General features: G+C 63.7%; 13 protein-coding genes (1 of these 13 running past the window's edge). 4 read left to right on the forward strand and 9 right to left on the reverse strand.

Annotation, left to right across the window (positions count from 1 at the left end; all coding sequences use genetic code 11):
• Positions 1 to 517: 517 nt before the first annotated feature.
• Positions 518 to 904, reverse strand: coding sequence for a hypothetical protein (locus QOL99_RS02490; RefSeq protein ID WP_285521042.1), 387 nt, complete (start codon positions 902 to 904; stop codon positions 518 to 520).
• Entirely contained in the window at positions 891 to 1,634 is a 744-nt protein-coding gene (locus QOL99_RS02495) for a hypothetical protein (protein ID WP_285521043.1), read from the reverse strand. Before QOL99_RS02495 ends, QOL99_RS02490 begins: the two co-directional genes overlap by 14 nt.
• 2,524 nt (positions 1,635 to 4,158) lie before the next feature.
• Between QOL99_RS02495 and QOL99_RS02500 the strand changes: the two genes are divergently transcribed.
• Positions 4,159 to 6,045, forward strand: a complete 1,887-nt coding sequence (locus QOL99_RS02500; RefSeq protein WP_285521044.1) for a hypothetical protein — start codon at positions 4,159 to 4,161, stop codon at positions 6,043 to 6,045.
• Between the two features lie 273 nt (positions 6,046 to 6,318).
• Here QOL99_RS02500 and QOL99_RS02505 read toward each other — a convergent pair whose 3' ends face one another.
• Positions 6,319 to 6,678, reverse strand: coding sequence for an HNH endonuclease (locus QOL99_RS02505; protein ID WP_285521045.1), 360 nt, complete (start codon positions 6,676 to 6,678; stop codon positions 6,319 to 6,321).
• 167 nt (positions 6,679 to 6,845) lie between these two features.
• Here QOL99_RS02505 and QOL99_RS02510 point away from each other — a divergent pair, with 167 nt between their 5' ends.
• Entirely contained in the window at positions 6,846 to 7,268 is a 423-nt protein-coding gene (locus QOL99_RS02510; RefSeq protein ID WP_285521046.1) for a helix-turn-helix domain-containing protein, read from the forward strand.
• A gap of 41 nt (positions 7,269 to 7,309) precedes the next feature.
• Entirely contained in the window at positions 7,310 to 7,831 is a 522-nt protein-coding gene (locus tag QOL99_RS02515; RefSeq protein WP_407650135.1) for a PIN domain-containing protein, read from the forward strand.
• Positions 7,832 to 7,936: 105 nt separating this feature from the next.
• On the opposite strand, the gene QOL99_RS02520 is transcribed toward QOL99_RS02515, so the two are convergent.
• The 6 genes from QOL99_RS02520 to QOL99_RS02545 form a co-directional block, all read right to left on the reverse strand.
• Positions 7,937 to 8,242, reverse strand: coding sequence for a hypothetical protein (locus QOL99_RS02520; protein WP_285521047.1), 306 nt, complete (start codon positions 8,240 to 8,242; stop codon positions 7,937 to 7,939).
• Between the two features lies 1 nt (position 8,243).
• On the reverse strand, positions 8,244 to 8,915 hold the full coding sequence (locus QOL99_RS02525) for an AAA family ATPase (protein WP_285521048.1): 672 nt from the start codon (positions 8,913 to 8,915) through the stop codon (positions 8,244 to 8,246).
• A gap of 372 nt (positions 8,916 to 9,287) precedes the next feature.
• Entirely contained in the window at positions 9,288 to 9,947 is a 660-nt protein-coding gene (locus QOL99_RS02530) for an antitoxin Xre/MbcA/ParS toxin-binding domain-containing protein (RefSeq protein WP_285521049.1), read from the reverse strand.
• A gap of 9 nt (positions 9,948 to 9,956) precedes the next feature.
• On the reverse strand, positions 9,957 to 10,205 hold the full coding sequence (locus QOL99_RS02535; protein ID WP_285521050.1) for a hypothetical protein: 249 nt from the start codon (positions 10,203 to 10,205) through the stop codon (positions 9,957 to 9,959).
• Between the two features lie 66 nt (positions 10,206 to 10,271).
• Positions 10,272 to 11,057, reverse strand: coding sequence for a hypothetical protein (locus QOL99_RS02540; RefSeq protein WP_285521051.1), 786 nt, complete (start codon positions 11,055 to 11,057; stop codon positions 10,272 to 10,274).
• 147 nt (positions 11,058 to 11,204) lie between these two features.
• Positions 11,205 to 11,765 (reverse strand): recombinase family protein, encoded by a 561-nt coding sequence (locus QOL99_RS02545; RefSeq protein ID WP_017871616.1) that lies wholly within the window; start codon positions 11,763 to 11,765, stop codon positions 11,205 to 11,207.
• Positions 11,766 to 11,997: 232 nt separating this feature from the next.
• Here QOL99_RS02545 and lspA point away from each other — a divergent pair, with 232 nt between their 5' ends.
• Positions 11,998 to 12,500, forward strand: the 5' portion of a protein-coding gene (gene lspA, locus QOL99_RS02550; protein ID WP_055364126.1) for a signal peptidase II. It continues 49 nt past the right edge of the window; only the first 503 of its 552 coding nucleotides appear in the window; the start codon lies at positions 11,998 to 12,000; its stop codon lies off the right edge, out of view.

The raw sequence follows: 12,500 nt of genomic DNA on the forward strand, positions 1-12,500 counted from the left end.
AACTCTTCACTTTGCGCTTCGTAGCAGCTTCCTTAAACCACCCCCTCTCTCGGTAAGACGAAGGACATTGAAGGCGCAAGGGGCCGCCGAGGGGGTGCCCTTCTTGGTCTCGCAGCTCGGGTGGGGAAACGTTTTGCTCGTCGCCAAAGTCGCTAACTTGCCTAGTCCTTTTGCGAGCAGACGCAGCTTCTCTGACGGACCCCCATCGAGGACGCGCACGCCGTCGCCACCCCGCTCGGCGACATCCGTTAGCACCACCCTCCGGGAGTTGTCGGGGTGACAGGGGTTGAAGAGGTTGAGCCCCTCAACCAAACTCAAACAGCTCCGGCAGAGCGACATCGCAACTGTCCAGGAACCTGCCGACAGGCCCACGCCTCAGATCTTCTGGCCCCTCCACCTCCGTTTCGTGAGGCCCCTCGCGCATAGGAAGCGCGCCACTTTGCCGTTGTCCTTCCGGGCGATAGGGGGTGCGGCCGGGGCTTGAGGGCCACCGGCCACCGCCCTCATCTGCACGGCCTTAAAGCAGGTCCGACTCCTCGAGCCCAGCAAAGATGGGGGCCGGATGCTGTACCGCCGCCGGTCCCTCCGAGGCCAGCACTGGAGCTGGAGCACGGCTCCGCTTCTTCGGCGGCATCGGCTCGTCGTCCGCGGTGAACTGCAGGACGCCCACCCTCTTCACGCTCCAGGTTTTCGTCGAGACAGTTGCGCGCTCCTCGGTGACCAACCGAGCGATAGCGGCCAGGGCATAGGCATCCAGATCGCGGAGGTGGCCGTACAGCTGGTCTCGCAATTCGGTCACCGTCGAGGCCTCCACCCGGCGCACCTCACCGTTCGAGGTGACCTCATAGACCACCCGGACTTGGGGGACGGGTGCACTCTTTTTCGGCCGCTTAGTTTTCGTCATGCTGGATCTCCTGTAAGTCAGAAAGGCGTGCGCGTTTGGGGGCGCAGTAGCGCAGGTAAGGCATGTAGGGCCAGGCGGGAGGTGGCTCTTCGGGATGCGTGGACCGCCAGACCCGCTGGCTGTACACCAGGAGATCAAACACGTCCTTTCGCACGCCCGCAAAGCCCGGGTAATGGCTCAGGTGGTCACCCAACCGCAGCAATTGCGTCCGTGCAACCAGGGGAGGGTGCTGCCGCCGGGCCACGACCTTGCCGGTTATTTTTCCGGCCTTGTTGGCATGTAACTGCCGTCCGCCACGTCCCGTGACTGCCCTCGCGATGTGCTTGCGGTAGTAGGCCCGTGCCTGGTTGTTGAGGCGCCAGGTGAGGCGCTGGCCCTCTTGCCGTGTGAGCTCGTAATTGCGCCAGGTGAGTGGGGCGGCCGGGTCCAAACCGTCGAACCAATCCTCGCGGGAGCCCGACGGCTCGGCGTTGCTCATCAGCACGAGCGTGATGTGCTCACCCGTCGGCGGGAGGATCACCATTTGCACGACCGGGTACTTGGCGCGCCGCAGACTCGAGCGCAGGGTGTGGCTGGCGGTGATCGTGGGATACCGGTCAACCTGCCGCTGGGCAACCGCCTCGGCCTTGGCAATGGGTGCCTGAATGACCGCCACGATGGGTGACGCCCGCGCGAGGTGAAGGGTGGCCTGCAAGCCGCTGGTAACCGTCTGGTGATAGAGCAGATCCATAGCTCGATGGTGCGGGCAGACCGGGTTGGACGCTGGGGTGGTCAGGCAAGGGCGAGCCAACTGGATTAAGTTTTGATTAAGGTTGGGGCTTCGGCGGGATGCGTCAGGACGATGTGCTGTGAGCACATATATGGATGTTCCAATCCGGGGGCATTGAATCGGTACGCTCTTCCTATGGTGCTGTCCTCGCCGGACAACCAAGGGGGTAGCTCGCCACTACTCCTACCTGACGTAGCTGCATGCTGGGGGAAATCCTCGCTGGTGCGGCTGCAACGCGGGCACTGGGGTGAGATTCCCTGGTTCTATGCGATCTACATCTGCTGGATTTGCGACGCGCAAGGAAGTTGGGCGACACGGGAACGGGTGCGTGGTGACACGGAACACCCTGTCGAACTGGAAAGTACAAGGGGGGGCGGCCGGCGAAAGCTAAGGTCGAACCTCTTCCCCACAGGTGGGCGTCAGCATGGACCGTGAGGCCATGAGCTGCGGCGACGTGATGCAGGGTGATGGCCTGTGCGCGCGAGACGGGGCGGTACTGCCCAGGGCAACCTGGGCAGATCGGCGGATAGCTCAAGCCTGTAACGCCTCCAAGCACTGGGGGTGTGGGGTGCTGCCTTCGGGCACGTGGAGTAGGTGCTGGGAGCTGCCAGGTGACTGGCGGATGGACGAGAGTCTAAACAAGGGTCGTGTGGGTAAACCGGGGTTTCGGAACATCTACCCGGCTAAAGGTTCCAATGGAGCTGACTGCACAGCGAGACACGGCGCCTTGCCCAGCGGGCCACAGCCATGCAGAGAGACATCTGCGGCAGAAGGTTCGGAGAACGTGGGAAGGTCTGCGGAACATCAACCTGATGCTCCATTCGGGAGCCAGCGCGGCGCAGACTGGGAGCGGCGGCAAGTAGGTTCAAGCGATTCGAGGCGAGGCGGGCGGCAACGTACCGTGCTCCCAAGCGTCGTGGACTGGTTGGCACAAGCTGATCAGGCCGAAAGCTGCCATCGGGAAAGGGTGTTCTTTGAACACCTGTGTGGAAGTCCGGCGAGGATGACGGCAGGGATTGCCGAGCACCAGGACGTGGAGGGTTGGCCCCCGAGACGTCAGCGGCGTACCTGGCATGACGTCCAGCGACACCGTGGTCAAAATTCCAAGCATCACCAAAATGTCAAAGTGTCCTCAATCCTTGAGAGGCACGGTGCGGACTGCGCAGACGGCTTCGGCGGTCCTCAATCAGATTCCAAAGGGAGTAGGCGAGGTGATTCCACCAGACCCGCTCCACCAGGCTTGCCGTACTGTCCAGACCAGCACGTTCGGTCATGTTCAGGGCAATGCCTCCGGACAACTCAACGTTGTCCACTCCTACACCAGTCCCGTCGCAGCACGTTGACGCGACAGGACATCGGAGCATCTGTTCCGAACCTCATTGAGATGGACCGCGACCCCGGTCAACGTCCACGCTTGCAAGACCTCTGGTCAGGCAAGCCCCTCATAACCACTGCAGCCTCAAGCTGCCCCTCACCCTGTGAGGACCGATGGACCGTCGCAGCGATGTGACGCTCTGTAAGACCGGCTCTTACTGCTAGAGCCAGCACACCTACTACTGGTGTGTCCCCCTCGACTTAGGTCTTGGGGGTCTTTTTTTGGCTCGAAACGGAGAGCAAAAGCTGAAAATCGCCCGAATGACCGGGCCGAATTGCAACCCCCCCGTCGGGGGTACTTGCAGGCCAACCTGCTTGTCCTCCGTGGGATTGCGGTGCGTGGACACGGTCCGACGGGCTCCCGCCGCTGCCTCAGCCTTGGTGAGGTCCGATCAACGTCCAACCCGCCCCGACATCGTTGCAGACGGCATTTTCCTACGCCCTGCTTCGCGCCCACTTCGCCCGCAACCCAGCGTCCAACCCGCCCTGGGCACATCGTGAGGGGGTGCGATTTGCAAAGACTCTCAACCCGTCGTCCAACCGCCCCTGCCTCCAAGGCCGAGGTGTGGTCGTCGACTTCCCTGTCCCGGCGTTCCTCACCCCCCACAAGCCTGCACTGCGCGGTGGCGATGGGTCCCCAGGGGAGGCGACCTCCATTCACCGTCCAACCCGCACCAATACCGTCCTCTACGGCTTTGATCAAGCGGGACCTTGCGCCTCTCTCGCCTTTAGGCCAGCGTCCAACCCGGTCTGGCCGCACCCTGGAAGTATGGTCGACACCCCCCCCAGCACCCCCCCCACCGCGACCAACCCGGCCTGGTCGCAGGGTGGATCTATGACCCACCCGACCTCCCCCATCGTGCAGTTGGTCACGGATCACGGTATGCTGCTCAGCAACCCGGATCTGGACGAGCACCCCAGAAACGGGTTCACCCCCCGCGGGCCTGCCAGGGCCGTTTATCGCAGAGGGTGTCCGTGTAGCAAAACTCGAAGTTGTTTGTGCGTTGGGAGACGCACAGGCATCGGCCTGTGCCCAGGATACGCGCCTGGGCATGCCCGGTCAACGGACCGGGAGGGTGCCTTGCACCCAGGGACGCGTAGGAGCGCAGTCGTGAGCAGCATCAAGAAGCCGATCACCCCGGTCGTCGAGGCCATCGGGCGGCTGAGCATCACCGGCAACACCATCCCCCACGTCTGGTACCAGCGCTCGGAGTTCCGCTCTGACGCCAACCGACCCGACCGAAACATGATCACCATCGTCAGCGACATCGTGTACTGGTATCGCCCGCGTGAGGTCCGCAACGAGGAGGAAGGTGGAATCTTCGTGGGGTACGAGCGTAAGTTCGCCCGCGACAAGCTCCAGTACAACTACGAGCGCCGGGGCGCGGTCTTCGGCATGAGCGACCGCGAGGTGTCTGACGCCTGCAACCGCGCCCAGAAGAAGGGGCTGCTGAAGATCGAGTACCGCACCGAGCGCATCAAGGGCAAGCTGCTGCACAACATCGTGTACATCGAGCTGATCCCGGAAGCCATCGCCGCCACCCTCGCCGGACCCAACGTGGGTCCCGTCGTGAAGGCCAAGGGGGCCAAGCGGGGCCGCCACGTCAAGGCGGGGGACCCTGAGGCCCCCACGGCCCCGGTGGCCGAGGCGGTGTTCGCGCCGGCCGATGCCGGGGTGGACGATGAGGGGGAGGAGCTGGACCTCACCGATGACCAGGCCCAGGAACCCGGCGGGGAGGACCTGGGAACCTCCCTAAATTCTGGGGGGTTAACCTCCCTAAATTTAGAGGACCCAGGCACAGAATTTAGGGATACATATAACGAGAGTTCCCCGGAGATTTCTTCTTCACGAGAATTCCGAGGAGGAGCACAAGACGTGACTGGTGACGCGCACGCGCAGGAGGCGCAGCCAACCACCGCGCCGGAAGCCGAACCCACCCCGCCTCTGCCCTCCTCCTCAGAAAGCGCTGCGCGCCTAACAGCTGAAGGCACGCCCGCCACGATCACGCCGGGTGCCCTGATCACCCCGCCTGCAACCGTCGCGGGCGTGGCTGTGCTTGAACCGCCTGTCGGCGGCGCCGCTGACGCGGCGGAAGAACGCCCCACCCCTTCGTTGGACAAGATTCGGGAGTTGTTCGAACGCCAGATTGATCAAGCCACGGGTAATGAAACTGTTCCGGGCGGCGGCGCGGCGGTCCCGGATGCGGGCGCGGAGGCCCCGTCCGGCGACGGAGAGGCCGCTTCCAGCCCCAGCGTGGACGACCTGGCCCCGATTCCCGCGGCAGAGCTGTCGAGCCGGGTTCCTGCCGGTCCTGAGAGCCCGGCGTACAAGGCCATGCGGGAGGTGCTGGGCAACTCGCTTCCGGAGTGGATTGGCGAGCGGACCCGAACCGGGCAGATTCTCCGCAGCGCGCACTGGATTCTCTTGACTGAGGACGAGGTCCGGCAGGTCACCGCGATCGCGCAGGCAGAGGCCGAGCGCAACAGGGACAACATGCATACGCTCTTCGCCCGCGGGCTGGACCGTCTAGTCGGGGCCGTCAAGCTCAGGGGGGCTGTGCCGACGGACAAGGGCAGGCCGCAGGAGGAAACGAAGGTTATCGGGCCAGTGGACCTGAGCCACCTGGATCCCAATCTGAGCGTGGGCCAGCGCTGCACGGTCGGCGGGGCCTTGGGGATTGTCCTGAGTAACCGTGCTAACGGCTACGTGGTGGATCTGGACTCTGGTGAGCGCGTGACGGTGGACCGGGCGGCGGCAGGGCAACTGACGAGCCTGCGGGCGAGCGATGCCCCAGCCCCGCGCCAGATCAAGGGGGAAGACCGCCACGCGGTGGGCGCACGGTGGCGCTGCAAGTCTTCGGGGAACGAGGTACAGATCGTCGGGAGTGTGCAGGTCCAGAAGCGTAACGGTCCAGGACTCCAGTTCAAGCTCAGTGATAACCGGCAACTGACTCCGCTGGACCTGATGCTGAAATACGAGTTCGTGCGGGGCGCGTGAATCGCTGCACGTCCCGCATCCCGACTTATCGAGACGATTATCCGGCGCACCTCGCCACGGCTGCCGAGCTGGAGGCCCAGGGCCTGCGCCCTGGCACCCAGGAGCCGGTCGCGCTATACGCGTTCTGCTCCCCGGACGGTGGAGGCGGTACCTGCGGGCTACACGAGCGGGCAGCGGCCGTGCCACGAGAGCAGGGGGCATCGTGAGGCCCCGTCCACCGACCTGTTCTCCAAGGCCACATCCGGGAGACGCTTCTTTGCAGGGAGTGGAGTCTTAGCGACGGGACCGAGGGCGGCGCATGGGTGGCGGCTCCTTGACAGGCAGTGCGCAGACGTTCCCGAAGAGTGTGCCGTGGGTTTCCAGCTTCACGCCTTGCAGGAACTCCGGAAACAGGCTGGGCATGCCGAGCTTTTCGCGGCGCAGATGGTACTCGATGTGGGCGTGATAACGCTGGCTCGGCAGGACGATGAGGTTTTCAAGGGCATTGTTGGTGCTGTCGCCATCCCGGTGGTGAACGATCTCGCCCGGCAGCAGTGGACGGCCCAGGTGCTCTTCCACCAGCTGCCGATGCAGCAGCACCCTCTTCCCAGATCTCTTGCACTTGACCTTGGCGTAGGGTTTCCGCTTCTTCATCAGCTCTCCTCGTTTCGTACCTACAGGCAGCCGCTTGAGGAATGAGGTTGGAAACAATATCAATTCTGGACTTAATTGTAACGTTGAATATAGCTGGATGACCATCACGGTAGGCCAAGCACCAATACTGATTGCGAATATTGCGAATACTGTTGGTGGAGGTTGCCATGTCTCTCCCCATCCGTCACGTCGCTGACCCGCACGAGCAGGCCATCGCTCGGGAGGCCGCTCAGATTCTCGACACTCTCCGCCCCAGTCTGCAGGGGGAACAGCAGAGGGTCACACTCCCTCCGACCCTGGCGCATCTGTTGAGCGAGGTGCTCGGCCGACTGGCCCAGGGGGAGGCCCTGACCATCCTGCCCGCAGGGCGAGAACTCACGACCCAGGAAGCAGCTGACCTGCTGGGGGTCAGCCGACCATTCCTGATCGAAAAGGTACTGGAGGCGGGCCGTCTCCCCTATCGCCGGGTAGGGAAACATCGGCGCATCCGTCTCGGTGATCTGCTGGATTACCAACAGCAGGATCTCGAAGAGCGCCAGGCTGCGGCGGACGAGCTGACCCGGGAGGCCCAGGACATGGGGTTGTATTGATTCCGGCTGGTCGGGGCACGGTGGTCCTGTGTGATGCCAACGTGCTGTACGGCAGCCTTCTGCGTGACCTGCTGGTTCGCCTGGGAGTCTCCGGGGCCTTACGCCCCCGTTGGACGACCCGCATCGAGCAGGAATGGGTGGGCAACCTGCTGGAGCACCGCCCCGACCTCTCGCGTACCCGAATAGAGCGGACATGCGCCCTGATGCGCCGTGCCATCCCTGAAGGGCAGGTCGAGGCCGGAGATGACCCGTCGGTCGGGGCTCTGCCAGATCCCGACGACCGACATGTGCTGGCGGCCGCCCTTGCTTGTGGAACTGAGGTGCTCCTGACCTTCAATGAGGAGGATTTTCCGGCTGCCCTTGTCCCGGCGCCATTGATTGTCTGTCACCCAGATCGCTTCCTGATTCGGTGCCTTCAGGTGCAGCCAGGAGAGGTGGTTGCTGCGGCTCGGGGCATCCTCCGTACCTTGAATAACCCCCAGCTCACCCCTGACGAGTTCGCAGATGGCCTGGCGCGCGCTGGCCTGCCAGGACTGGCGGAGGCATTGCAGCCGCTTCTTTAGCCATTGGGAGCGAGAGTTTAGATGTTAACAACGTTGCGAGTAAGGTCATTATTTACCTTACCCGCAACGTTTGATTCAGCACTATAAATAACGTTATTAATGGTACTATCCCTGACGTTCTCGATCCAGCTTTTCCTCGATGGCCTGCAGGAGCCACGCGTGCCGGGAGAGAGGCCTTCTTCCCCGGGCCTGCTTCTTGCGGATGACATCGATCTCCTGAATCTGACTCTCGTAGAGGCGCAGCTGGACATTCTTCAAGGCGTCCAATTCTTCCTCTTCGGGGAGAGAAGATGGATTCAGATCCGCCGCAACCGATCCGCCGCGGCGGATAACTTCTTGGACCTGGGCCTCGTCCACAGCTGAGGTCTCGGCAGGCTTGGCTGGACGCCGGGGAGCACGGGTGACCGGCATCCTAGACCTCCTTTCCACTGGTGGTGCTGGGCACCTGGCCAGTGATCTGCTGATAGAGCACCCGAAACTCGGTCGATGCCTTGCGGTCTTCTGGGTGCAACTCCAATACCCCGAGACCCTGGGCCGCCGCATTCGCATAGGCCTTGCGGTTGCCGAGAGGAGCGTCAAGGAACTGCAGCACCTCGGTGTCGCGCAGGGCGTCGGCAGCTTCGTCGTTGTCACTCCCCCTGGGGTCGGCCCGGTTGAGGAAAGCGTACGAGCGGAGGTCGGGATTGACCGTCTGGATCTCCTGGATCAGGCGGGTCACCTTCTCTAGGGTCCACACGTCGAAGCTGCGGGGGTTGAAGGGCACGAGGTAGAGGTCGGCCACCGTTAGAGCTGCGCGCTGGCTGGTGGTATCGCGACCGCCGGTATCGATGACGACATCCTCGAACTTGCTCGCGAGGCGGCGCAACTCCTCACGGGCCGCCTGACCGGTGAGCTGCACGGAGGTATAGCCGGTTCGCCCCTCTGTCCGCTCATTTCGCCAGGCCGAGAAGTCAGTGGCCGTCTCCTGGTCGTCCGCGTCCACCAGAAGAACGTCCCTCCCCTCCAGAGCCAGGGCCACGGCGAGGTTGGTCGCCACCGTGGTCTTTCCGCTGCCACCTTTAATGCCACCCACGACGTAGATCATTGGTGTCAATTGTAACATTAAAAGCAACGTTGATCATGGCGTTAAGGGGCAACTTACTTGCGCAGCACTGCGTCCCTCAGCTGGTCATTGGGAGTCTGCGCGCGCGCTCAAGCCCAGGCCGACGGCTAGTGGTAAGACGGAAGAGTCGATGTGGTTTTCAACGTTGACTTTGATATGGCCAATGGGGTTAAAACTCACACCAGGAGGCATCTTGTGTACGTGGTTGCCGAAGTTGGGCTGCAACGCGAGCGGTTCCCTGTCACTCTACGGTGATGCCGGACCACACCCGTCACGACGCGGCCAATCTGGAGCAGATCCGCCTGCTCCAAGAGGCGCTGGAGAACTGTGAGGGCCAGGACTCCCGGGACTTGCTCAGAGCACGTTGCCAGACAGTAGTCCGTCCAGATGGTCCCGCAGGCGGGCTTGTCCCTCCGGAGTGCGGCACAGTTCCAGCGGCCTCAGGTCACCCAGATGGCGGTTGGGCTGGCTGAACCAGTGGGCGGCATGCTCGTGTCCGAGAACCGCCCGGATCGTGACGAAGAGGTCGAGGACATGGGCGACCCGGTCGAGCAGCAGGTGAGGGGGAAGGGCCACTTGTGCCGAATCGAGCTCGCGCAGCCCCAGGGCCGGAAGCACGTCGGGGACAGGCACTCCGAGCAGGGCCGCGAGATTCGTGGCGATCTGCTGGTGGCTGATCGTCGGTAGAGCGCCTGCCCTCTGATGCACCACAGCCTGAAGCTGTGTCCGGCCCAGCCCGGTGATCTGAACCAGGAGGGCGTTGTCGGAAGGAGAGGGCATCTCTTCCTCCGCACCCCAGTTCCGGCCGAGGTCGCCGCCGGGAGCCTTGGGGGCCACGTCTGCTGGCCGTTCGTTCAAGGTGCCCCCGGTCGATGTCTGAGGCCGGACCACGAGGGCTCCACTGACGAGGTCGATGGTGACAGGGGAGCCGTTCTGGAATCCAAGAGCCTCGCGCATATCGGCAGGCAGATGGAGGGTCAGTCGGTCGCCGGAGATCTGGCAGGTCGTATCCATGGTATGGACTCAAATGCCTGCGGCGTTGAGAATGGCTCCCAGGACGATCCGCGCCTGACCGGCCTCGACCGCTTCGGCCACGGTCCTGTCCCCGAAAACGGCGTGACGATGGGTCATGAAGTAGTGGACGCCTGCCTCGGTGCCGTTGACGGCCCAGGCTGCCCTGCGGATGTCCTCGATGGTGATGATCTCCTGGTTGCTAATGGCAATGGGGTCGATGCCATGATCCGGAATCACATGAATGCCCACACCTTTCATAGCAGCCTCCTTCTTCCAGAGTAGAGCTCAAGAGGGAAAGGGAGTTCCATCATGGCGTCAGCCTCCTCACTGGATTCCCTGACGCTCCAGCAGGACGCGCAAGTTGGCCGCGGCGATCACCGCATCGACGTCCTGCTCGTGCCGCCACCGTCTGACCAGCTGCGCGGCCGCATATGCGAGCGCTCCCCGCTGTCGCTCCGTGGGCTGGGGCACACGACACATCGCCTCGACCACCGTCATGAGTTGCTCCCGTTCCCGCTGCGACGTCGGCCGCTTCATCCACGGGTTGGAGCTTCCCGGTCGGGGATCCAGCGCCCCCCCGTGCCCTTCGGCGAGTTCCTCCAGGTGGTAGGGCAAGTCCACATCCGCATGCGCGGCCGCCACGACGTCCCGGTACAACGATTGCTGCTCCGAACGGGCGACCAGGGCCACCCGGTAAGCCCGGTAGACCAACTGCTGCGCGACTGAGAGGGGACGGACACGGCTCAGGTCGGCCTTGAACTCCATGGGCTCACTGGTCAGGGTCGACAGCAGGTACGTCAGGGTGTGGAGCTGGATCAGCGCCTGGGACGGCGCTGAGGTGGCTGTCGCGGTCAGGTCTCCCAGCTCGGATCGGAGCCGGTCAGGGGTGACCAGGTAGGGCTGGAGTCGCGTGACACGGACCACGTGTGTGGCGGCGATCTGGCGGGCCTCTTTGGTCGTGAAGCCTGTTCCCTGCCCACCTGGCTGGCCTGCGGCCAGCTGCTCCCCATACCCCCGCAAGGCCCGCAGGACTTCTTCCAGATTGGGTGGGGGCGATGGGTCTTCCCGGAAGCCACGGTGGTTGTCGAGGTCGTGGATGATGCCGAGCAATTGCAGGGTGATCCAGGGGAGAGGGCCTTCAAGGGCCTCCGTCAGGGTCGCTGCGCTGGCGCGCAAAAGGGCTAGACAAGCAGGCTAAGGCTGATCTGGGTGCGAGCGCTTTTGCCCTGACCTGCCGCAGCGAGGGCAGGTTCAGGTCTATTCTGGACGTTCCAGGTACTGATAGAGCGTCTCCCGGCTGATCCCCAATTCCCGCGCCAGGGCAGCTTTCGATTCTCCAGCCTGCACCCTGCGCCGAAGTTGCTGCACCTGCTCGGCACTCAAGGCCTTCTTGCGGCCCCGGTATTTCCCTTGCTTGCGGGCGAGGGCGATGCCCTCGCGCTGCCGCTCCCGGATCAGAGATCGTTCAAACTCGGCGAAGGCGCCCATAACGCTCAGCAGCAAATTCGACATGGGCGCGTCCTCACCCGTGAAGGTCAGCCCTTCCTTGACGAACTCCACCCGGATGCCCCGACGGGTCAGGCCACTCACAAGCTGGCGGAGATCGTCCAGGTTGCGCGCCAGGCGGTCCATGCTGTGGACGACCACCGTGTCGCCCTCGCGGGCGAAGGCGAGCAGGGCTCCGAGCTGGGGGCGGTGAACGTCCTTGCCGGAGGCCTGATCGGTGAACACCCGGTCGACCTGGGTCTGGTCGAGCTGGCGTGCAGGGTTCTGGTCGAGCGAGCTGACGCGGGTGTAGCCGATGCGTTGACCGGGCAAAGGGTGTCCTCCAGGGTGAAGTGTCAGGCTGAAGTCTATGACCTGACAGAATAAGTTTCAGGAAAACTCAGAACCAATCCTATTCTGACAGTCCCTGCCGATCTTCTCTGACGTCAGTCTGAGGTGTACCCCAAGCTGACAGCTCACCCCTCAATGACGATGGAACGACCTGCACCCTCCGGGCCGCATTCCTTCCCTACACCTGTATTTCTGTACAGACTTGCTCCAGACATTGCTACAGTCAGGTGTGCCCCGTCTCGTCCTCCTCGCGCTGACCATCCTGTGCGTCGTCCTCGACCTCGCCCTCAAGAGCTGGGCTCGCGCAGAACTGCCCGGTGAGGTGCGGCCCTGGCTTCCCGGCGTCCTCGACCTGACGCTGACCTACAACACGGGCGCCGCGTGGAGTCTGTTGTCCGGCTCGGCTCTGCCGCTCGCACTGGTCCGGGGGGCGGTGGGACTGGGCCTGGTCATCTTCCTGCTGCGGCGCCCCCAACCGACTGGGCAGGCCATCAGCCTCAGCGTGATCGCCGGGGGAGCCCTCGGCAACGCCATCGACGGCCTGAACGCCGGGCGCGTGACCGACATGCTCGCCTCACCGGCGCTGTCAGCGGTCACCCGCGCCCTGGGGCAAGGCGACTTCCCGGTGTTCAACCTCGCGGACGTTTGGGTGGTCGGGGGGGTGCTGCTGCTGCTGTTCGTGAGCGTCAGGGAGGATCGGCGCCGGGGGCAGGTGCC

The sequence above is a fragment of the Deinococcus rhizophilus genome (assembly GCF_030271215.1).
GTDB classification, from domain to species: Bacteria; Deinococcota; Deinococci; order Deinococcales; family Deinococcaceae; genus Deinococcus; species Deinococcus rhizophilus.

Bases quoted from the DNA above. Each gene is read 5' to 3' on its own strand.
- QOL99_RS02490 (WP_285521042.1), bottom strand. From the start codon at position 904: ATGACGAAAACTAAGCGGCCGAAAAAGAGTGCACCCGTCCCCCAAGTC.
- QOL99_RS02495 (WP_285521043.1), bottom strand. From the start codon at position 1,634: ATGGATCTGCTCTATCACCAGACGGTTACCAGCGGCTTGCAGGCCACC.
- QOL99_RS02505 (WP_285521045.1), bottom strand. From the start codon at position 6,678: ATGAAGAAGCGGAAACCCTACGCCAAGGTCAAGTGCAAGAGATCTGGG.
- QOL99_RS02510 (WP_285521046.1), top strand. From the start codon at position 6,846: ATGTCTCTCCCCATCCGTCACGTCGCTGACCCGCACGAGCAGGCCATC.
- QOL99_RS02520 (WP_285521047.1), bottom strand. From the start codon at position 8,242: ATGCCGGTCACCCGTGCTCCCCGGCGTCCAGCCAAGCCTGCCGAGACC.
- QOL99_RS02525 (WP_285521048.1), bottom strand. From the start codon at position 8,915: ATGATCTACGTCGTGGGTGGCATTAAAGGTGGCAGCGGAAAGACCACG.
- QOL99_RS02530 (WP_285521049.1), bottom strand. From the start codon at position 9,947: ATGGATACGACCTGCCAGATCTCCGGCGACCGACTGACCCTCCATCTG.
- QOL99_RS02535 (WP_285521050.1), bottom strand. From the start codon at position 10,205: ATGAAAGGTGTGGGCATTCATGTGATTCCGGATCATGGCATCGACCCC.